Annotated in this window: 18 protein-coding genes; 12 read left to right on the plus strand and 6 right to left on the minus strand. The window is 40.2% G+C overall.

Going from position 1 to position 22,564, the window contains the following annotated elements:
- Positions 1-20 precede the first annotated feature (20 nt).
- Positions 21-413 carry a RidA family protein gene (locus G4Y78_RS02230; protein ID WP_163831242.1) on the plus strand — a complete coding sequence of 131 codons (393 nt, stop codon included), beginning with the start codon at positions 21-23 and terminating at the stop codon, positions 411-413.
- Positions 414-468: 55 nt separating this feature from the next.
- On the opposite strand, the gene G4Y78_RS02235 is transcribed toward G4Y78_RS02230, so the two are convergent.
- The 4 genes from G4Y78_RS02235 to yihA form a co-directional block, all read right to left on the minus strand.
- On the minus strand, positions 469-1,380 hold the full coding sequence (locus G4Y78_RS02235) for a nucleotidyltransferase domain-containing protein (protein ID WP_163831243.1): 912 nt from the start codon (positions 1,378-1,380) through the stop codon (positions 469-471).
- Between the two features lie 85 nt (positions 1,381-1,465).
- Entirely contained in the window at positions 1,466-2,866 is a 1,401-nt protein-coding gene (locus tag G4Y78_RS02240) for a 3' terminal RNA ribose 2'-O-methyltransferase Hen1 (protein ID WP_163831245.1), read from the minus strand.
- A 13-nt stretch (positions 2,867-2,879) separates the two neighbouring features.
- Positions 2,880-5,456, minus strand: coding sequence for a polynucleotide kinase-phosphatase (locus G4Y78_RS02245; RefSeq protein ID WP_163831247.1), 2,577 nt, complete (start codon positions 5,454-5,456; stop codon positions 2,880-2,882).
- 268 nt (positions 5,457-5,724) lie between these two features.
- Positions 5,725-6,345, minus strand: a complete 621-nt coding sequence (gene yihA / locus G4Y78_RS02250; protein ID WP_163831249.1) for a ribosome biogenesis GTP-binding protein YihA/YsxC — start codon at positions 6,343-6,345, stop codon at positions 5,725-5,727.
- 368 nt (positions 6,346-6,713) lie between these two features.
- On the opposite strand from yihA, the gene G4Y78_RS02255 reads away from it, so the two are divergent.
- Entirely contained in the window at positions 6,714-7,355 is a 642-nt protein-coding gene (locus G4Y78_RS02255) for a c-type cytochrome (protein WP_163831251.1), read from the plus strand.
- 175 nt (positions 7,356-7,530) lie between these two features.
- Here G4Y78_RS02255 and G4Y78_RS02260 read toward each other — a convergent pair whose 3' ends face one another.
- Entirely contained in the window at positions 7,531-8,064 is a 534-nt protein-coding gene (locus G4Y78_RS02260; RefSeq protein ID WP_163831253.1) for a hypothetical protein, read from the minus strand.
- Positions 8,065-8,464: 400 nt separating this feature from the next.
- Between G4Y78_RS02260 and G4Y78_RS31255 the strand changes: the two genes are divergently transcribed.
- The 10 genes from G4Y78_RS31255 (at position 8,465) to G4Y78_RS02310 (ending at position 21,444) form a co-directional block, all read left to right on the plus strand.
- On the plus strand, positions 8,465-8,917 hold the full coding sequence (locus tag G4Y78_RS31255) for a pilin (RefSeq protein ID WP_163831255.1): 453 nt from the start codon (positions 8,465-8,467) through the stop codon (positions 8,915-8,917).
- Between the two features lie 155 nt (positions 8,918-9,072).
- Positions 9,073-9,783, plus strand: a complete 711-nt coding sequence (locus G4Y78_RS02270) for a thiol:disulfide interchange protein DsbA/DsbL (protein WP_163831257.1) — start codon at positions 9,073-9,075, stop codon at positions 9,781-9,783.
- Positions 9,784-9,851: 68 nt separating this feature from the next.
- On the plus strand, positions 9,852-10,712 hold the full coding sequence (locus G4Y78_RS02275; RefSeq protein WP_163831258.1) for an endonuclease/exonuclease/phosphatase family protein: 861 nt from the start codon (positions 9,852-9,854) through the stop codon (positions 10,710-10,712).
- Between the two features lie 118 nt (positions 10,713-10,830).
- The gene (locus tag G4Y78_RS02280) at positions 10,831-12,663 is read left to right on the plus strand and encodes a diguanylate cyclase (protein WP_163831260.1); all 1,833 of its coding nucleotides are present in this window, start codon (positions 10,831-10,833) and stop codon (positions 12,661-12,663) included.
- Positions 12,664-12,684: 21 nt separating this feature from the next.
- Positions 12,685-14,862: a type I secretion system permease/ATPase gene (locus tag G4Y78_RS02285; RefSeq protein ID WP_163831262.1), complete on the plus strand. Its 2,178-nt coding sequence runs from the start codon at positions 12,685-12,687 to the stop codon at positions 14,860-14,862.
- The gene (locus G4Y78_RS02290; RefSeq protein WP_230425680.1) at positions 14,859-16,292 is read left to right on the plus strand and encodes an HlyD family type I secretion periplasmic adaptor subunit; all 1,434 of its coding nucleotides are present in this window, start codon (positions 14,859-14,861) and stop codon (positions 16,290-16,292) included. Before G4Y78_RS02285 ends, G4Y78_RS02290 begins: the two co-directional genes overlap by 4 nt.
- Positions 16,293-16,725: 433 nt before the next feature.
- Complete coding sequence (locus G4Y78_RS02295; protein ID WP_163831264.1) at positions 16,726-17,349, plus strand: response regulator transcription factor; 624 nt, start codon at positions 16,726-16,728, stop codon at positions 17,347-17,349.
- A 117-nt stretch (positions 17,350-17,466) separates the two neighbouring features.
- Positions 17,467-20,415: a retention module-containing protein gene (locus G4Y78_RS02300; RefSeq protein ID WP_163831266.1), complete on the plus strand. Its 2,949-nt coding sequence runs from the start codon at positions 17,467-17,469 to the stop codon at positions 20,413-20,415.
- A 162-nt stretch (positions 20,416-20,577) separates the two neighbouring features.
- Entirely contained in the window at positions 20,578-20,844 is a 267-nt protein-coding gene (locus G4Y78_RS02305; protein WP_163831268.1) for a GIY-YIG nuclease family protein, read from the plus strand.
- Positions 20,845-21,036: 192 nt separating this feature from the next.
- On the plus strand, positions 21,037-21,444 hold the full coding sequence (locus G4Y78_RS02310; protein WP_163831270.1) for a YbaY family lipoprotein: 408 nt from the start codon (positions 21,037-21,039) through the stop codon (positions 21,442-21,444).
- Positions 21,445-21,501: 57 nt separating this feature from the next.
- On the opposite strand, the gene G4Y78_RS02315 is transcribed toward G4Y78_RS02310, so the two are convergent.
- Positions 21,502-22,515 (minus strand): tryptophan--tRNA ligase, encoded by a 1,014-nt coding sequence (locus G4Y78_RS02315; protein WP_163831272.1) that lies wholly within the window; start codon positions 22,513-22,515, stop codon positions 21,502-21,504.
- Positions 22,516-22,564 lie beyond the last annotated feature (49 nt).

Raw genomic sequence — 22,564 nt, forward strand, 5'->3', positions numbered from 1 at the left:
GAAAATGAATTGGAGTGAACATGAGTAATAAGCAAACAATTAATACTAATAAAGCCCCTGCTGCAATTGGCACTTATTCTCAGGCGGTAAAAGTAGGTACAACGGTTTATCTATCTGGCCAGATACCACTAAACCCTGAAACTATGGAAGTGGTGGCTGATAGTTTTGAAGCAAGTGCCGTACAGGTTTTTGAAAACTTGAAAGCCGTAGCAGAAGCGTCTGGTGGAACCTTACAGGACATCGTTAAGCTTAATATTTTTCTAACTGATCTGAGCAATTTTGCTGCACTCAATGAAATCATGGCTCGTTATTTCAAAGAGCCTTACCCTGCAAGAGCTGCTATTGGTGTAGCTGAACTCCCTAAAGGGGTTGCAGTGGAAATGGATGCAGTTATGGAGCTAGTAGAGTTGTAATTGTTCTCAAGCCAAGCTGCGATAAGCTCACTTACCACAGTTTGGCTTTTATAGTTTATATAGAGTTAATCAACCGCCCTGTTAAAGTCTGTATTTGCTCTAAAGCTTGCCTGATTTCAGATTTATCTAAATGGATAGCGCCCTCCAAAGAACCGTAGTGCATTTCCAAGCACTCAATCAGTAGTTGTTTGATTGGGGTTTTGTCTGGTTTATCCGGTAGTATTGATTTTAAGAATAATTGCTCCAGTGCATTTTCTTTGCTGGCGACAAACTCTTCCAATTCATATAGACTCCAGTCTCCACGACGTACAGATTTAAGCTGCTCTGCATGGCGATTTAATTGTAAGTCTCCTTCCAGCAATAGTTGCTCAACTTCCAATAATAAACGGACGACATGATAGGCAAATTTAACGTCGTAGCCATAAGTTTCTAATATGGCTTTTCTGCTACCGATAGGTTCTTTGGTCTTCAGTTTATGCATTTGTGAATAAGCATAACCTTTAAATTTTGCCCAACAGCCTTTATGCAAAAATAAATGGCGATTTTCCCGCACTTTTTCACCAATAGGTGTCGTGTGCAGTATACAGTTGCGTGGTACAAATAATGAGTCGACGATATTAGGGTTATTGTCCATTAATAACCGGAAATATTTGGTTATCGAATAGATACAGATATCGTATTCTCGGCCTCTACCACCCATAGCTGATGGGGCTTTTATATGGTGTTGTTGAAATTGCTCAAACCGTTGCTTAGGTTCATCAAAGCCGACGATTTCCCCAGCAAGATGTGGGAAAATATCGGTTTTCATGGGGATTGCAAATCCATAAATATCCATATCAGAAGTATCATTGGAAACACCATAAGCCACAGAGCCCATAATCACTTCATATTGGATATTGCTTTCCAAAAATTTTGGTGAGTTTTTGAGTAAGTTTTTTGATCTTAATTTCGCTACTGTACTACTCATTTTTTTATCACTTTTTTGTGAAATTCTAAAGCTATTATTTAAGTTGACTCATGTTACCCTCAGCGAAGATAACAAAGCCTAAAAATCATTCATGAAGGGTAAAAATCGCCATTTGTGTTGGTTGCCCTAGCTCTTGGTCCACCTCGCCAATACCTGAAACAGTTACATTATAGAGATATTTATCAGCAATGGTTTGTGTCCACTCTGTAAATTGTTTTCTAGACCACTCAAAACGGTGGTCAGCATGACGTACTTGTCCAGGCTCTAAACCAAATCGCTGGTTATAATCGCTATTAGGTGTTGTGACTATAATATAAGGTGCTTTGGTATAATCAAATAACACTGTTTCTAACGCTGGCAATCTATCTTCATCAATATGCTCAACTACTTCTATACAGCAAATGGCGTCAAAGTCTTTAATTCTCGCATCTCGACATAACAACGAGCCATGTAATAGATTAACCTGTGATTGCTGGTGTTCGGACAGTCTATCCAGTTTTAATCTGCTTTCTGCATTTGCTAAGGCTTGGCTGGATACATCTAAACCTGTTACTTGGGTGAATTGCTTACTATTAAATAACTGCTTTAATAGCTTGCCATCACCGCAACCCATATCGAGTACTTTTTTTACTGGCAAACTGGCCAGTGTTGTTAATACTTGGTCAATCCGCTGTTTATTCAAGCTTAATGGCTTTTCAATTTGTTCTTCCTGATTATCAGCAGTAGTATTTTCTGCTACTTCAGTAGTTAATTGGTTAATAGCCAAGCGTGTATAACGCTGCTTAAAGTTTAAATAGCGGCGAATAATTAAAAACTTCTCTGGGTGTTGTTTTAACCAGTCTCCACCTTTACGTAATAATTTTTCGATTTCCTCTTCATTAATCCAGTAATGTTTGTCCTTATCTAGTACAGGAATCAACACATAAAGGTGTGACAATAAGTCAGCTAAACGGCATTGATTAGTCAATTTAACTTTAAAATAATGGCTATCACCCCACCCGCTAAACTGGTCATCTAACTCAATTGTTTCAGCAGTAATTTCATAGCCTAGCGGTTTAAATAGCTTCTCCAATAACTCGGTGCCACCACGGCAGGGTAGAGCAGCTAACTCTACAGTAAATGGCAATTTAGCTGCAACGAGTTCAGGTTTATGTTGACACTGCCCTGCCATAGCAGAGCGAAATATTTTCGCAATAGCCACACTTAAAAAAGAGTTAGCCACATAAGGCCTATCATTAACATATTGTTCCAGCTGACGATTACTGGCAGGCCCTTTAAAACTTCGAACCAGGTTAATAGGATCAACTTCCACCATTAAACTGGTAGTACAAAGTTGTTTAGTTAACTCAGGGTAGAGCACATGGGCTTTGCCATAGCTTAATTCAAACTCCTGAACTTTATCCGGGTGCTTATGCAGTAAAAAGCCCAAGTCGGCAGGCTGATAATCAGTAGCCTGATCTTTATGTAGGGTGATATTCAATAACATTCTTCTTTACCACTTATAATCTGGGGTCAACTGGTTCTGTCGTCGAGGCCACCAGCCCAACAATGCATTCATGAATTTCACGTAATGGATTTTTATTAACAAAACGTTCAAGTGCTTCAATACCAAGGGCAAACTCCCTTAAGGCTAAACGACGCTTCTTACCCAAACTACGTTTTTTTAATTCATGTAAATGCTCTGGCATTGAATAATTAGGCCCATAAATAATGCGTAAATATTCTGGTCCTCTGACTTTTAACGCCGGTTGAACCCACCCATTTTCACCTTTACAGATAAATTCCATGGGTTTGACTACAATGCCTTCACCGCCATTAGCGACTAAACGGTGCCACCAATCGATAGCCTGTTGCTGCTCATCGGCTAGCGTTAAATCCACTACTTTATATGCAGTGGCTTGAATCAACCTATTACTGTTATCAGCCAGTTGCTTTATTAAATTCATATGCCATAAATGATCTTTATCACTATGCACTGCATCTTCGGTAGCCATGATATGGAAGGGGGCTAGCTTGATATCAGCTAATCCATTCACAGGCCAACAATAGTGCTGATAGGACTCACGAAATGCTTTCGCATTGTCAGTAGCAACGTTTGCTTTTTGTAATAGGGCCTCTACAGCCAGGCCACGGTTTTCTGCTTTTTTTAAGGTTTCAGCCATTGCTGGATAAATAGCATTAGCTGCACTACCCACAGAAGCATATTGCTGCCTGATTAATTCCATTGCTTTGGCAGACCAGGGCATTAATTCGCAGTCTAATGTCATCCAGTCGGTATTTAACTCATCCCATAAACCTGCTTGAGTAATACTGTTAGCGACTTGATCGATAAATTCAGCTTCTAACTGCTTGTTATTAAAAAAGCGTCGGCCAGTTCGGGTATAACAAATTCCCTGTTCACCTGATGTGATACCAAATCGTTGCTCTGCAACTTCAGTTGTTTTACATACTTGCACAATTGCCCGAGAGCCCATATGTTTTTCTTCACAAACTACCTGTAGTACACCCTGGCTTTCGTAATAATCAAAAGCTTCTTGTGGGTGCTCCAATAATTCAGGTAATTTACTGGTGGCACAAGGTGACATCGTCGGTGGCAAATAATTTAACCATTTAGGATGTACAGTAAAGCGACTTAATTGCTCTAACGCTGCCGCTGCATAGTAAGGCTCTACACAAATGGTATTTTTAATGCTGGTTTTGATAAAGCGTTTGCCTGTAACATCTTCAATATTTAAAACTTCGTCATCCTGTTGCTGAGAAGATAATGATGACTCAGGATTTAAAGGCTTAGATGGCTCATAATAAACCTGTTTTGCCGGTACGCTTAATAGCTCTTTTTCTGGGTAGCGCATAGCAGTTAATTCACCACCAAATACACAACCTGTATCCAAACAAATAGTGTTATTAAAAAACTCAGCTTCAGGTACTGGAGTATGACCATATACGACCAGTGCTTTACCACGATAATCCTTAGCCCAGTTATAACGCACAGGTAAACCGTATTCGTCTTTTTCGCCTGTGGTTTCACCATATAAAGCGAATGAACGAACAGTACCAGAGCCGCGGCCCTGATAGGCTTCTTTCATTCCTGCATGAGCAACTACCAGTTTGCCATCATCTAGAACAAAGTGGCTAACCAGGCTATTGATAAAGTCTTTCAGTTTTTCAATAAATTCCGGTGTTTCTTCAGCCAGTTGTTCCATAGTTTCAGCCAAGCCATGGCTTAAATTGACATTTTTGCCCGATAATTTTCGCAGTAATTTATTTTCATGATTACCAGGAATACAAATAGCCGCATTTTGCGCCACCATATCCATAACCAGCCTCAATACATGGTTGCTTTTTGGACCACGGTCAACCAAGTCACCTAAAAATATAACTTTGCGGCCTTCAGGGGCTGTAACCTGGTAAGTAAGCTCGTGATTATCAGTTTGAGTCATTTGATAGCCCAGCTTTTCCAACAACATTATTAATTCATCGAAACAGCCATGAACATCGCCAATAATATCAAACGGCCCTTGTTCATATTTTTTGTTAGTCCAAAGTGGTACTCGCTTAATCTGCGCTTTTTCTATTTGCTCTGGATTTAATGCATAGGTATGACGAAAGCCTTCTTTTTTCAGCCGCTTTAATGAACTTCTTAATTGTCTGGCTTGATTGCGAACCACATGAGGGCCGAACTGACGGTCGGGTCGAGACTGATTTCGCTCATGGCACTCTTTTTCCGGTGTATTTAAAACCACAGCTACAGGTAAACAATGATTAGCTTTGGCAATTTTTAGTAAGGATTTTCTTGCCTCAGCCTGTACATTAGTGGCATCAATAACTGTCAGTAAACCTCGCTGTAGGCGCTTATCAGCGATTAAATGCAAAACATCAAAAGCTTCTTTTGATGCGCTTTGATCATTTTCATTATCAGCCACTAAGCCACGGCAAAAATCAGAAGAGATAATTTCTGTTGGTAAAAAATGCTGTTTAGCAAAAGTAGACTTACCGGAGCCGGAAGCTCCCATCAGCATAACCAGTGAAAGTTCGGGTATTTCGATAGTGTATCTTGTTAAATTTGAATCTGTCATAAAACTGTTTACTAGATAACTCAAAACTTTAATGTTTAATTTCTTAACTCCTAAAAGCAGTTATTGTGCCAACATATGACCTGTAATCTATCTGACTGTTTTTGATAGATTTTTTCTTGGTGTAGGAGTTGTGAGGGATAATTGGACGAGTGAAATATTATCTATTGAGATAAACGGTGAACTATATGGATTGTGTTTGGGGGGATTGCGAAAACAGTTTCCCCCTTTTTCAAAGGGGGAGGCTGGATAGTGCTAACTCTTTATTAACTTAATCTTCCTGCAACCACCCTGATAGTTTCACCCGCAATTCATCGACACCTGTTTTCTTTAAAGCTGAAAACAGTTGCACACTAATTGGGTTATGGTAGCTGCCTATGATTGATTGCAGTTTGCTCAATGTTTGCTTGGCTGCACCGTATTTCAATTTATCAGCTTTAGTAAGCAGGATATGTAATGGCATTTCGCAAGAGTTAGCCCATTGCATTACCATCAGGTCAAAATCTTTCAATGGATGGCGAATATCCATCATTAGCACTATACCCATCAGGCATTGGCGTTGACTTAAGTACTGCTCAAGGTGATATTGCCATTGTTTTTTCATCTCTTCTGGCACTTTGGCATAGCCATAGCCAGGCAGGTCTACTAATCGTTGCAGATCAGAAATAGAGAAAAAATTAATCAACTGGGTACGACCTGGCGTTTTGCTGGTTCGAGCTAACTTTTTCGAGCCGGTCAGAGTATTAAGTGCACTAGACTTTCCAGCATTAGAGCGGCCTGCAAAGGCCACCTCGTAGCCTTGATCTTCTGGGCACTGGGATAAATTACTAGCACTGGTTAAAAACTGTGCTTTTTGAAAATTAACAAGTTTAATTTGATCTGACTCAGTCATAGTGGCTGCTAGTTACATCATAATTTCTGGCTGGTTGAGATGCTTTCTACTTTAGCAAGCCAGACTACACTGGATGCAAGACAGTTGAGCAATTTTAAGAAAGCAGCTCGCAGAGCGTTCACGTTGCGGCAGAGAATAGTATATAATGGCGCCGATTTGCCATAGCAGGTGATGAAATAGTGATAACTGCCGACTTATTGATCACCTATGGTCTGGAGATAATTGATTAACAAGGGTCTTGGTAGTGCATAGCTAATACAAAAGTATAGCTTTAGTAAACAGGGCTACTGTTAACATACTTGATAAACTGTCGTGTAGCCCGGGCTGGGTGTACTGCAATATCAACGTAATAAAGTTTGGATTAGCTGATGAAAAAAGTTTTGATAGGCGTGATGTTGACAATCGGTGTGACAGGCCTAGCCCATGCCGGTGGGGACAAAAATGCTGGAAAAGAAAAAGCAGCTGTTTGTGGTGCTTGCCATGGCCCTACAGGAGTTAGTGCTGCAGATAACTTTCCAAACCTGGCAGGACAAGGTGAGCGCTACTTAATCAAGCAAATTACTGATATTAAGGATAAAAAACGGGTTGTGCTGGAAATGACTGGTATGACAGAAAATTTATCTGAGCAGGATATAGCAGATATTGCAGCGTTCTATGCCAGCCAGCCAGCACCTTTGAGTGTAGTTCCCAAAAATAAGATAGAACCAAAAGACAGCAAAGGAACGGTAGACTTAAAGTTAGCCGAAAGGTTATATCGAGCGGGAGACCTGAAAAAAGGTGTACCAGCCTGTACGTCTTGTCATATGCCAACAGGAAAAGGTAATGCATATGCTGGATTCCCTCGTTTGGCTGGTCAACATGCCAAGTATGTTGCTAAACAGCTAACTGATTTCCGGGAAGGCGATCGAGTTAATGATGGCGATACAAAAATTATGCGAGCAATCGCTGAAAAACTAAGCAATAAAGAAATTCAGGCATTGTCTTTTTATGTACAAGGCTTGTATAAGTAAGACTTTGTTGTGTTATTACCTGCTAATAAGTCATAGCAAGTAAAGTAATTAAATAAAAGGCTGCTAAACGTTAGTAGCAGCCTTTTATAGCCTTCTTGAATGATTTTTAGGGTTTGTTGTCTTCGCTAAAACCACTCGCTTTGTTTATATTTCATAGCGAATATGTTTGTGGCGGTTATTCTTGCTCTTTCGGTCCTAGCTCTACTTTTGATAATACTTCGTCGAAGTTTACACAGCTTTCTCTTGGGGTGCATACCACCATTGCTTCAACCACCCAAGGGCCTTTAAACGCAACATAGTTTTTCTCAATAGTCTCATATTTTTGTAGAGTCGTTTTGGTTTCAGAGACAGCAAACTGCTCGCCAGCAATCTTCATTTCATAAACATCTTTAATTGGCTTAGTGTTCTCTTCAAACTTGGTTTGTTTTTGGAATTCTGCAGGTGATTTGGCATCACCATCATTAGGTGAAACAGCAATAGCAAAGACACTAAGGGTACGTTCTTTGTGTGCTTCAAAGAGGTCTTGGTCATCAAGTTTGGCTATATAGGTCGTTTTACCTTTATTCTCTTGTTTGCTTTGAGTGTTTGACTCAACAATACTCCAGTCACTCGGTAGAGTTATATGTACGATGACAGGCCTACGCTCCTCTCCCCAAGCAATAGAGGCTATCAAATAACAGCCTATAAACATTGATAGAAAAACTTTCATAATGTACTTCTCCCTGATAGCGACCGCCACCAATTAATAGAATAGTGACTAGCCATATGCCCAGAATCTTTGATATTCGGATGAGCAATGATATACCTTCAGTTAAATATAACTGTTTACAGTCTAGTTGCTTGAGGGAGAGTCCTGTTAACAATAATTGGCAACCATTATTGCTTTGAATATTTCATCAAGTTATGGCTCATTAGCTAAAAACGAGCTGTATTATGAAATGGGTTGGTGTAAGCACAGTAAATTTAGCTGTAGTTTGAAAATATATTTTGCATGGTTGTTTATATGGCTTTTTCTATTTAATTGACTAATGACAAATTATTCGGATTTATTTAGTGTAGATAACTTTTAAACTACACTCATTAAAGTTATGTTTTTTGGTGTTACTTTAATGGTGTATTTTAAGCATCCAGGCTTCACATTGATTGAGGTGATGATTGTTGTTGCAATTATCGGCATTCTGGCAGCAGTCTCTATTCCTGTTTATTTGGACTATGTGGTTAGAGCTAGAGCTAGCGAGGTCCTTAGCTTTGCTAGCATTGGTAAAGCAGACTTGTTGGAAGCTTATTCAGGGGAAGGAAGTATGCCCCAAGCTAATGATCAGGTTGTTGTGAACTTTATAGGAAAACTATCAGCATCTAAATATATTCAAACTGCTACACCTTTTCGAGACAGTGACACTAAAATGACAGTGACTGCAACGTTAACCAACGAGCTAGGCTCTGGGCTTGGAGGAAAAACCTGGAGTTTTGTTTATGCTGTGGATGGAGGTGGAAAAGGGATGTCGCTTGATTGCTCAACTGCAACTTTGAGTACATCATACCGTCCTGCATCTTGTCGCTAGTTTCTGGGATTTAATTAATCCTGTTCCTACCTATCTTATAAGGCTCATGAAGCCTTTACTATTTTCAAAATTTGCTTGATTAGAGCAACCTTTTTGGTAAAGCTACTGTCAAATCAAAATCATTATCTTCAACAACTAGGAGTGAAAAACAGACTATGGTAAAAAGTTTAAGTCGTGCCCTGGTACTAGTGGTGACAATGCCTCTGGCAGCAATTGCAGCGGAGTTCGAAGAAGGTAAGCACTATGTTAAGTTGCCTGAGCCTGTACCAACCGTTGATTCAGCCAAAATTGAGGTAGCAGAGCTGTTTTGGTATGGCTGTCCACATTGCTATAAGTTAGAGCCATTAGTAAAACCTTGGTCGGCTAAGCTGCCAGAATATGTCCAATTTGTGAAAATGCCTGCAACTTTTGGTGGGCTGTGGAATAAGCATGCCCAACTTTTTTACACTATAGAAGCACTAAAGTTGGATGAGAAAGCTCATGATGCAGTTTTTGCTGCTTTCCATGATAATAACAACCGTTTAGATTCGCCAGAAAAGATGGCTAAGCTATTAGCTAAATTTGGTGTGTCTGAAGAAGACTTCATGAAGCAGTACAAATCGTTTGGGGTCGCTAACCAGTTACGTTTGGCTAGCTCTAAAGGCCGTGGCTATCGTGCAACAGGAGTACCCGCTATTATTATTAATGGGAAGTACAGAACAGGAGCAGCCATGGCCGGCGGTGAGAAGAAAATGCTGGAAGTGGCTGAATACCTGGTTGAGCAAGAGCGTAAGCTGACTCCAAAAGTTAGCCAGAAAGATAATGATCAACAAGGAAGTGCTGAGTCTACACAAGAAAACAAAACAGAGTCAGCTGTTGTTGAGTAGTAGCTAAACCTTAACGCTGGTAGTAATCAAGCATGTTCAGTCGGTCAAGATGGCGAAGGAAACCACAGATGTTGCGTACTTCGGTAAGGACACTAAAGCAGTTTGTTACTTCTCAAGTGCAAGTGGCACCTGCATTAGCGCATACTGAGTTTGAGTCTGAACATGCTGAGCTAAAATCCTGTTTAACTGAGAAAGACACCTTAAGATTACTTAGCTTTAATATTCAAGTAGGCATTAGCACCCAGCACTACCGTCACTATGTCACCAGAGGGTGGCAACATGTTTTACCTCACCCCAGTCGTGATGAAAACCTGAACCGAATTGGTCACTTACTGCGTGATTATGATTTAGTTGCAATCCAAGAAGCAGATGGAGGTAGTATTCGTTCAGGCCATATTAATCAGATTGAATATTTAGCCCGGCGTGCAGGATTTCCCTTTTGGTATCAGCAGCTAAATCGCAATTTGGGAAAATTTGCTCAGCACAGTAATGGTTTGTTAAGCCGGGTTGATCCGGATATTTTAGAAGATCATAAACTACCTGGTCGTTTTCCCGGTAGAGGTGCCATTGTTGCTAAGCTAGGTCATGGTAAAACAGCCTTGTTGGTGATCATGATGCACTTGTCTTTGAGTAGTCGAAGCAGGAATCGGCAGCTGTCATATATTCGAGAACTGGTGGGAGATCATCCTAAAGTTATCTTAATGGGTGATATGAACACCCATGCTGAGCAACTGCTTGATCACTCGCCATTGAGTAACACTAACCTGGTATCAGTACAGAGTAACCTTAACACCTTCCCTAGCTGGCAACCGAACCGTGCATTAGACCATATACTCGTTAGTAATAGTTTATTGGTTAAGCATGTGAGTGTGGTTGATTTGCCAATGTCTGATCACCTGCCTGTCGCACTTGAGCTGAAGCTTGTATAACGGATTACTCTGTTAGAGAAGTCTTACACTCTATTTGCGTTTTTTTGTCGTCTCGTATTGCAAAATATCCTTGCTTTTTTAGGCCTTGTTAAGCAGCTGACTATACTTGAGTTGGGAAATGCTAAATTGGCTGCAAAACATGACGGGATTAAATGCAACTTCTGAAGACGCACAGCACTGGCGTAATAAATATGCTGATAAGCTGACTGAGCTGGATAAGCTAGAGCAGACTGCTATAGAAAAGATTGATCAGTTAAGAAAAGCGCTATTGGTGGTTAACTTGGCTTGTCATGGTTTACATCCAGCTTTAGATACAGAGCTGACAAGGCTGAATAAAGCGTTGAGAGGAGAAAACCTATCTCTAGATATTGCTGATCCACTTGAAAGCCTGCAAGAAGCGGCAGAGCCGGTAATTGAAGGAAACTATCGGCAACAGACGCTTAGTGCCTTAGAAACAGCGCTGGATAAGTTCAGTGGCATCGAACTGGATAAGCAAGCCAGTAAAGACTTAAAGCAATTCCGCAAACAAATAAAACAGCAGAGCCCCTCCTTTAGTGAGCTGCCTCAGGTAGTAGAGCAGTTTTCTGAGTTAGTGAGTAAGTTGCTGCCAACCAGTAATGAGCAAGAAAAAACTGATCTTGAGGAAGAAAATAAAGAGCCAGCTAAAGGCCTGTGGCAACGGCTGTTTGGTGCTGAGGCAGCAGAAGGTGAAACTACAGAAGCGGGAGCACTAGAGCATAAGACAGATACTGATACAAAAAATGATCAATATGTTGAGACACTAACAACTGATATAGAGCTAGTTGATGAGGAAACGATAGAAAAAAAAACAACCCAGCTGTCTGATGCTCTAATCAAGGCAGAGTCAGAAGATACGACTGATCAGCTCGAAGCGCTTGAACATAAATTTACCTCTGTTATTGATCAAGTAGGGGAATGTATTTTAACGATGCTTAATCAGCTGGCAGTGCCAGAAGCAGTGATTGATGATGCTCAATTTTTAAAGAAAAAGATTGAAAAAGGCCTCACTTGGTTTGAGTTAATTCCTGCTCTAGAGACGATCACAGTGATTGTTCTGGCGACAATAGGTGAGATAAAAGAGGAATTTGAGCATTATTTAAAAGATTTAAACGAGCGGCTTCATTCATTTCAAAATACTGCTGTTGAAGCGCAGGCAGATTATCAGCAAGCATTGGAGTCAGCTGATAAATATAATCAATTGATGCAACAAGATTTAGGTGAACTGCAAAACTCGGTAGAGCAGGCCACTGATCTGGAAGATTTAAAGCAGGTAGTCAGTACCCAGTTGGATAAAGTGCTGCAATCGTTGGAATCCCAACACACTCAGCTAGATAAGCCGCCCAGCCTGACTGATCAACTTACACAGCTCGTCCAACGGGTTTCTCAAATGGAAACCCAAACTAAAGAGTTAGAAGACACACTTTATAAAGAGCGAGCTAAAGCATTGCAGGATAGTTTAACAGGCATTGCTAATCGACAGGCTTATGAAGAAAGAGCCAGGTATGAATACGCTCGATGGAAACGTTATAAACAACCGTTGGTTTTTTCTGTCGCTGATGTTGATTTTTTTAAAAAAATCAACGACAACTATGGTCATTTAGCGGGTGATAAGTTATTGAAAATTATTGCTAAGCAATTGAGCAAACGGTTGCGGGAAGTTGATTTTATCGCCAGGTATGGTGGAGAAGAGTTTGTCATTATTATGCCAAACACTAATATTGTAGATGCAACGAGTGTTATGGATAGCGTTAGACAGGGCATCGAAAGTGCCCCATTTCATTATCAGGGTAATAAGTTGCAAATTACCGCATCGTTTGGCTTGGCTGCTTGTGGAGAAGGGGATGAGTCCCCAAAAGCGATATTTGATCGTGCTGATAAAGCACTATATGAAGCTAAACAAACCGGTCGAAATCGGTGCTGTGTAGCATAATGATTAGGGTATATGTAATTCATGGTTCAAGCTCAACCGGTAAAGAAAAAAGCAAACTGGCAAGTGGCAACGGATGATTCAACTTTTTTTGACCCTCTATTAGCCAGCCTGGTAATTCTCACAAAAATTTTTGGCAGAGCCCATTCTGAAGATTCGTTACGTGCAGGCTTACCTCTGGAGGGGGGATATCTCACCCCTGCGTTATTCGTGCGTGCAGCCGAGCGAGCAGGCTTGTCGGCCCGACTGATCAAGCGCCCTTTTAAAGCTATTAGTTCATTGGTGACACCTGCCGTATTGTTGTTAGAAGATCAAACAGTAGTCGTGTTGGTTGATGTCAATCATAAGGCGGGTGCTGCCAGAGTTATTATCCCAGAAGCAGGGGATGCGGAAAAAAAAGTATCGACCAAAATATTGGAGCAGCGCTACAGTGGTTATGCCTTTTTTATTAAAGAGCAGTTTCGTTATGACAAGCGCACTGCTGCCCATTTACAAGAAGAAAAAGGTCATTGGTTTTGGAGTACTTTGAAAGGCTCGTGGAAAATTTATCGGGATGTTTTACTTGCCTCTCTACTAATTAATATTTTTGTGGTGGCATCACCATTATTTGTGATGAATGTATATGATCGGGTCGTGCCTAATCAGGCGTTTGATACCTTATGGGTGCTGGCAGTAGGGGCGATTATAGTCTTTAGCTTTGATTTTTTGCTAAAAATGCTGCGCAGTTATTTTATTGATTTGGCAGGCAAAAAGTCAGACATCTTGCTGTCGGCTAAAATATTTTCCCAGGTTTTAGGGATAAAAATGTCGGCAAACCCAACCTCTGTGGGATCTTTTGCGAAAAACCTGCAAGAATTCGAAAGTATTCGGGATTTTATTACATCGACCAGTATTACCGCCGTTGTTGATCTGCCTTTTGTGGTTATTATTTTACTTATTATTTCAATTATCGCTGGTCCGCTAGTTTGGATTCCAATTATAGGTATCATTATCATCGGTGTTTATGGTTATCTTATCCAAGCACCACTCAGAAATTCTATAGAACAAACCTTAAGAACCTCAGCCCAAAAAAATGCGACACTCATAGAAAGTTTAACGGGTCTTGAAGCACTAAAAATAGCTCGTGCCGAAAGTGAGGTGCAATATAAATGGGAGCAAGCTGTAGGTAACATAGCTAAATGGGGAGTGAAAACAAAATTACTTTCTGCTTCTGCGGGTGCTGTGGCTACCTATGTACAGCAGATGTCTACGGTGGGTATTGTGGCATTCGGCGTTTATTTAATTGCCGAAGGCGAGGCCAGTATGGGGGGGCTGATTGCCACGGTAATGCTAGCGGGTCGTTGTTTGGCGCCAATGGCCCAGGTAGCCTCACTATCCACCCGTTATAACCAAGCCAAGTCTGCCTTTATGGGATTGAACGAGGTGATGAAGTTGCCTGGTGAGAACCCTGCTGACAAGCGCTTTGTAAACCGGCCAAAGTTTGAAGGTAATATTGAGTTTGATCATGTAAGTTTTAATTACCCTAATCAGCAAGTGAGAGCACTGACTAATGTAAGCTTTAAAATTAATGCTGGTGAAAAAGTAGCCATTATTGGCCGAATTGGCTCGGGTAAAACCACTATTGAAAAACTTATTTTAGGACTATACCAGCCCAATGAAGGCGCTGTAAGAATGGATGGTATTGATCTACGACAGGTTAACCCTTCTGACTTGCGCCATAACATTGGCTGTGTGCCACAAGACATCATTTTGTTTTATGGTTCTGTTAAAGACAATATCTCACTTGGGGCTCATTTTGTTGATGATGCTGCTATTATCAAAGCCGCTCAGATTTCTGGTGTGGCTGACTTTGCCAATAAACACCCTGATGGGCTGGACTTAATGGTGGGTGAGCGGGGCAGTAACCTCTCTGGAGGGCAACGCCAAAGCATTGCACTGGCAAGAGCCATTTTACTTGATCCCCCCATTTTATTATTGGATGAGCCTAGTAGTTCCATGGATAACACCAGTGAAATGCTAATGAAGCAAAAACTGATGACTCAGCTTGGACATAAAACACTAGTATTAGTTACCCATAAAGCATCATTACTTGAATTAGTTGATCGGCTGATAGTCGTTGATCAAGGTAAGGTTGTGGCAGATGGACCTAAAGAATTGGTTCACGCTGCACTGCGGGAAGGCAAATTGAAAATTGAAGCATGAATAAATCAGCCTTGAAAAAGCAGAGCCCTCAGGCTTTAGCGGCACGCTCTAAAGCAAGATTAAAGGGTTCTAAAGAGCGTATCAAAGAAGTGGCGTTTAAAGCCAAAGTCGCGGATAACATGCCCTCTTACGATCTGGACTATATGTCAGACACCAGTGCGGCAATGATGCTAAAAACACCCAAAGGGAGTCGTGTTCTACTTTTTGCTGTGCTATCGGTTGTCATTGTCTTATTGATTTGGGCGGCCTGGGCTGATGTAGACGAAGTGACCCGTGGCGAGGGTAAAGTTATTCCTTCTACTCATTTGCAGGTCGTACAAAACTTAGAAGGTGGAATACTGAAGGAGCTTTATGTTGCAGAAGGTGACATGGTGAAAAAAGGCCAATCGTTAATGCAGTTGGATGATACTCGCTTTGCTTCCAGCTTTCGGGAAAGTGAGGTTGAGTACTTTAGTCTGCTGGCATCCATCGCACGATTAAAATCTGAAATTAATGACACCCCGTTAGTTTTTCCAAAAGAGCTAGATAAATTCCCTGAGTACAAAAAGCGCGAGCGAGAAATCTTTAAGAGTCGCCAGCAATCAAAGGAGTCTGAATTATCCATTGTGAAAGAACAGGTGGAGCAGGTTCAGCAGGATTTAAAAAGCACTCAAGCACAGAAAAGGCGTTTAGAACGCAGTAGGCGATTATTGAAGCGCGAATATGAAATGACCAAGCCACTAGCGAGGCAAGGTGTTGTATCTGAAGTGGAAATGATTCAACTGGAGCAGCGGCTTAATGATTTAGAGGGCGAGCTGGAAACGACCGGCCTGGCAATACCAAAACTAGAGTCTTCCTATAAAGAAACGCAGCAACAAGAACAAGAAGTACGTTTGGAGTTTAAAGAAAAGGCTGTATCAGAACTGAAAGAAGCGGAGGTGAAAATAGCTCAGTTGGTTGAATCTCGGTCATCAATTGAAGATCAGGTGCAAAGGACTTCAGTTCGTTCTCCAGTGGCGGGGATTGTTAAGAAAATTAATATCACCACCATTGGTGGTGTAGTACAGCCAGGCATGAATTTAATAGAAATTGTGCCACTGGAAGATACGCTATTGGTTGAGGCCAAAATAAGGCCAAAAGATATTGCCTTTATTCGTCTTGGCTTAAAAGCAGTGGTCAAGTTCACTGCCTATGATTTTGCCATTTACGGTGGCTTAGATGGTATTGTGGAGCATATTAGTGCTGATACTATTCAAGATGAAGAAGATGAAAGTTACTACTTGGTTAGAATAAGAACTGAAGAGAGCAATCTTGGTAGTAAGGACAAACCTTTGCCTATCATTCCAGGCATGCTGGCGGGTGTGGATATCATCACTGGTAAGAAAACAGTGCTTGATTATTTATTGAAACCTATCTTAAGAGCAAAACAGAATGCATTGACTGAGCGCTGATAGCAAAAGAATAGTGAACCTGGTCAGGTAAGCTTATTTTATCTACTCTTGTTTTACAAACTTGCTAGGCTTATTTAAGGTGATCAGTTTAATAGACTAAGCGTTATTGTTAGCACAATGCTATTGCCAAATTTGATAGTTGAGTAGGACTACTGAATATGAGTAAGTTAAATATAATTAAATTTGGAACGGAGAGCGTTAATAAGCCAAAGCTATTTAGCTTAATTTTGTTGTAATAATTAGAAGTAAGTGTTTTACTATTTGGGACTTGTTTAATAATAAATAATTTATTTGGCACTAGTTGTTTAAACTTAAATGCCAGTGTTAGTTTTTTAGGTATCAAGTTGTTTAAAATTTCTAGGTACCAAGCACTGAAGTTTAGGTAAAATTTTACTGAAGTTTAGGTAGTAGTGATAAGAATTATTTGAGCAGTATGCTGACTTTACTTTTATACAGTCCATCAGAGCATGTTTGCCTACATTGGCAAAGAGCCCTTGCTGATGCCAATTATAAATTAATAACTACCTCTTCATTGCAAGATGCTTTAAGCAACTTGCGTACTATACATGAAAGTATTTATCTCCTGCACGAACGTGATCTAGCTGATCCGCTGTCCATGATTCCCGAACTGATAAAGCAACAACCTCAAACCAAAGTGGTGGTGCTTGAGGATGAGTACGACACCAAGCGGGCGTACACTTATTTTCAGGCTGGTGTAGTGGGTGTGTGTAATGCGTTTATGGCTGCAAAGCAAATCCCATTATTAATTGCTGTTGTATCACAAGGACAAGTGTGGTGCGGTAAACCTTTTATGGAAGCTATGGTAAAAAGTCTGGCTCAGCAACCGAATAGAAAAAATGCAAATTCGGAACTATTACACAAACTGTCGCCAAGAGAACAGGAAGTTGCATTACAAGTAGTGGAAGGACTTAATAATAAAGAAATCTCCAATAAAATGGGTGTATCGGAACGAACAATAAAAGCCCATCTTTCCAACATTTTTAAAAAACTCGAAGTAAAAGATCGACTACAACTCGCTTTATGCTTAAGGCAGTGAGATTTAATTCTCAGCAATAATTAATTTGTACTTTTGTACGATTGTTGCTTTCTACCCCTTAATTAAATATTAGCCCCCAGACAACACAATTCAGTTGATGGAGGTTAATAATTTATTATGAAGGACCAACAGGGGTTAAACAATTCACAAAATAATCTGAACGATTCGACAGTTATTATTGGTGAAGTAAAGGGAATTTCAGGAAAAGCAATCGCAACTTCTGAAAATGGAAGCCAGAGAATTTTACACACTGACGATAATATTTTTAGAAATGATAAAATTCAGGTAATTTCTGGCACAGTTCACATAGAGTTTTTTGAAAGTAATGGCTACGTCACCCTAGGTCCAGGGGATAGAGTTTTACTTGATGAGTCGGTATATACAGCTGAACCACATTATGTGCCAGAATCAGTCGTAGATGCTAAAGCGATAATTGCTGCTATCGATTTAGGTGCTGACCCCACTAAATTATTACCTCCAACTGCAGCGGGCCCAAAAACACCTGCACCAGCAGCGATTGAAGAAAATGAAGGCTCGCCAGGCTTTCCTGTTATTGATAGAGATGGTCATTCAACCATTGCTGAAACAGATTTTAATACAGCGCCTTTTGCTGGTATCCCCGTGGTTGGCTTTGTGGATGACGATGATGATGAAAATAATACAGGTGAAGAGGAAACACCAGAAGATCCAACAGATCCAACAGATCCAACAGATCCAACAGATCCAACAGATCCAACAGATCCAACAGATCCAACAGATCCAACAGATCCAACAGATCCAACAGATCCAACAGATCCAACAGATCCAGAAACGCCCGATATAACAACTAATAAGTTTTATTTACCTGAAAATAGTCAGTCAAGTACTGAGGTTGGCAGGGTAAAGGCTACAGATCCAACAGGTAATGGAATTAAATTCAGTTTTGAAAATGGCTCGTTAGTTAGCCAGGATGGTTATTTTGAAATAGATCCAGATACTGGCGTAATATATTTAACTCTACTTGGTTCGGAAACTAATCAAAATGGACTGCTTGATTTTGAAAGCGATCCAAATATGGCGACTGTTTGGGTACAAGTAACAGATAGTGCAGGTAACTCAACAAGTGAAGCCGTTAATATTTGTATTACTAATGTTAATGAGCCACCTACAATTGACCTGGATAGTGATTTAACAGTTTTAGAAGACTGTGTTGATACTTCTAATCCAATCAAGATTGGTACTTTAAAAGCCGTTGATCCTGATAATAATTTCGATCACTACGTTATTACTGGTAAGGATAAAGATCTCGTTGAAATTTCAGGCAATATGATTCAGCTCAAGCCTGGAGTTACCTTAGAAGTAGGTACAATCAGTATTTCGATTGTTGGTGTAGATGAAGGAGGTTTAACCAGTAATCAAGTCGACTTTAGTGTTGATGTTGTTGATACTAAATGCCCAATAATTATTGATGATAAGTTTTACCTAGAAGAAAATAGTGCTGCGGGTACAGTGGTAGGCAAAGTTGAAGTAAAAGACTCAAGTCCTGTTAAATTTAACTTTGAGAATGGCACTCAAACCAGTAGTGATGGTTATTTCACTATTGATGCCGTCACTGGTGTTATTACATTAACTGCAATTGGTGCAGCTACAAATGCCAATGGTTTATTAGATTTCGAAAGCAATCCTAATATGGATACGTTGCGTGTTTCTGTCATGGATAGCGCAGGTAATACTACTGTTGCAGACGTTACCATTTGTATTACCGATGTTGATGAGCCGCAACCCCCTGTCATTAACTGCGATAAATTTTATTTAGCCGAAAACAGTCTATCGGATACTGTAGTTGGTAATGTTGAAGGAACGGGTGGTACAGGCAAGCTGAAATATAAATTTGAAAATGGTTCTCAAACCAGTCAGGATGGTTATTTTAGTATTGATGCAACTACAGGGGTTGTCACATTAACTGCGCTTGGAGCTGCTACAAATAGTAATGGCCTGTTAGATTTCGAAAGCAATCCTAATATGGATACACTGCGTGTTTCTGTTATGGATGAAGCAGGAAATACGACAACTCAAGACGTCATCATCTGTATTACCGATGTTGATGAGCCGCAACCCCCTGTCATTAACTGCGATAAATTTTATTTAGCTGAAAACAGTCTCTCGAGTACTGTAGTTGGTAATGTTGAAGGAGCAGGTGGCACTGGCAGACTGACGTATAGGTTTGAAAATGGCACTCAAACCAGTCAAGACGGTTATTTTACGATTGATGCCGTTACTGGTGTGATTATGTTAACCGCTCTGGGTGCTGCAACCAATGCGAGTGGCTTATTGGATTTTGAAAGCAACCCTAATATGGATGTGTTGCGTGTTTCTGTCACGGATGAAGCAGGAAATACCACTACCCAAGACGTTACTATTTGTATTACCGATGAAAATGAGGCGCCTACAATTGATTTAGATAGTAGTCTCACAGTATTAGAAGACTGTGCAGACACTTCTAATGGTATTTTTATTGGCACTCTATCTGCGACTGATCCAGAACAAAATTTTGATCATTATGAAATTTCTGGAGATGACAAAGATTTAGTTGAAATTGTTGGCAATGAGTTACGCTTGAAACCGAATGTCGTACTAGATGCCAATGCCAATCCAGTTATATCGGTGTCAGTGGTAGGCGTGGACCAGGAAGGACTAACCAGCAACCAGGTTGACTTTTCAGTGGATGTAATTGACCCAAATAACCCTATATCACAAACTGATATTTATGATTTTGGGCCGAGTCAAGGGACTGCAGCGAACCCAGCAGAAGAAACCATTGATCAATTCAATATCGCTGAGGGCGACGCACTAAACTTAAAAGACCTGCTTGTCGATGAGGAAAATAACCCCTTAGATGAATATTTGGATTTTGAGTTTGCAAATGGCTCAACAACAATTGATGTAAGCCCAATGGCAAATGGCCCAGTGACTCAAAAAATTGTCTTAAATGGAGTTGATTTATCTGATCAAGCCCATTACGGGACAGAAGATACAGGCATTATTCTAAGCAATCTGCTAAATAATAATAACTTGATTATTGACTAATAAGGCTTGTTACTTCTAAACAAGATATACTGGTAACAGTATTATCTTATTATTTAAACGGTTATATACTTACTTTACATGGTGTAGTATATAGCCGTTTTTTTTATGGTTATGCTCTTCACGAATGATTTTTAGGGTTTGACTAGAACATTTAATAGGCTAATGACAAAAACAACGACAGACTGGTTAGTTTATATAGTGGAGTGTGCTGATAATACTTTATATACAGGTATTACCAATAATTTGGAACGAAGAATCAGTCAGCATAATGCAGGAACAGGCGCCAAATATTTGAAAGGCCGTACGCCTGTTAATCTCGTTTATAGTGAGGATGGGCATAATCGGTCAAGTGCATCTAAACGCGAAAAAAATATAAAGCAGCTGACTCGTCAACAAAAATTGAAGTTAGTTATTGAGTACTCCTCTTAAGTCTTAATGGTTCTCATCAATAAATGAATATTCACCCTAATCATTTATAAAAACATAAACTCATAGGGCTTCATCGCTCGACGGCTGCCCCTATAGTTAAAATGAATGCTTTTTAGCTTACGATGCTCAACTATCACAAAAGCTTGATGTCTAACTCCTGAGCAATGATTATCCAAATGATGTGAGGCGTTTATGAGGCAACATTTAGTGTGTTTGCTGACAGTTCTATTACCAATTATTAATGTGACTGCTGCAGAACAGGAGGTTGATAAAGGCACTAATATTGTAACTGGTTCTGTTTCCTATTTACAGCGGATTGCTTTACCTAAAGAGGCTGTAGTCAATGTGCAGCTCGTGGATGTTTCGTTACAGGATGCTCCTGCTATAGTCATTAATGAACAAACTTATAGTGGTAAGCAAGTACCTATTCAATTTAATTTAAAATATCAGCCTAAAGAAATTAAACCCACTCATGATTATGCTGTGCAAGCAAATATCACAGTGAATGGTAAGCTCTGGTTTATTAATACTAAGCGATATAGTGTCTTAACGAAAGGTAATGAAGATAAGGCAGATTTAGTACTAGAAATGGTGAAATAGTCTACACTTGTGTAGATTTTAGTTAGCCTGGAGTGTTGAGTTCCAGGCTAAGCCTTCCTAGGAATTAATTGGTCGTATACCAATTGAGTGACGAATTTTATCTAAAAGAGGTGTGGTTTCTGAACGTGCTTTTTCTGCTCCTTGTAGAAGAATTTTTTCTATATGGTCAGGATTGCTTAGCAGCTCTTCATATCTTGCTCTAGGCTCTTTAAGATGGTTGTTCAGGTATTCAAATAACTCTTGTTTTAACTCACCCCATGCAGCGCCAGCTTCATATCTGGCTCGTTTAGCTTGAATCTCATCTTCATTAGCAAATGCGCTGAAAATTTCAAATAGCGTACAAGTGTGAGGGTCTTTCGGTTCACCTGGCTCCAGAGAATTGGTTTTGATTTTCATAATCAGCTTACGTAGTTTTTTCTCTGGTACGAATAAGGGGATAGTGTTGTCGTAGCTTTTACTCATTTTACGCCCATCTAATCCGCTTAACACTGCTGAGTCTATATCAACTACTGCTTCAGGCAGATTAAAACCAACTTTATAATGATGGTTCATACGGCCTGCGATATCTCTGGTCATTTCCAGGTGTTGAACTTGGTCTCTACCTACTGGTACTTTTTGTGCGTTGAGTACCAAAATGTCAGCAGCCATCAATACCGGGTAGCCAAATAGCCCCATGGTGATACCTTTATCGGGATCGCTAGAGCCTTCTTCTTCATTTTGCTGAACAGCTGCTTTGTAAGCGTGGGCACGGTTCATCAAGCCTTTTGCTGTTAAGCAGGAGATTATCCAGTTAAGCTCCATTATTTCAGGGATGTCTGATTGGCGATAAAAGCAGGCTTTGTCAGTATTTAGGCCAAGAGCTAACCAGGTTGCTGCAATTTCTTTAGTAGACTGATGAATTCTTTCAGGATCACGGGCTTTTACAATAGCGTGATAGTCGGCCAGGAAGTAGTAAGACTGTACGTCATCTTGTTTGCTGGCTTCAATTGCAGGGCGGATGGCTCCTACATAGTTTCCTAAATGAGGGGTTCCTGTAGTGGTAATCCCTGTTAATACTCTGGTTTTACTCATGGCATTTGCAATTATTTAATATAGGCCTATTGAAAGCCGAAAATTATAC

The sequence above is a fragment of the Spartinivicinus ruber genome (assembly GCF_011009015.1).
Taxonomy (GTDB): Bacteria; Pseudomonadota; Gammaproteobacteria; order Pseudomonadales; family Zooshikellaceae; genus Spartinivicinus; species Spartinivicinus ruber.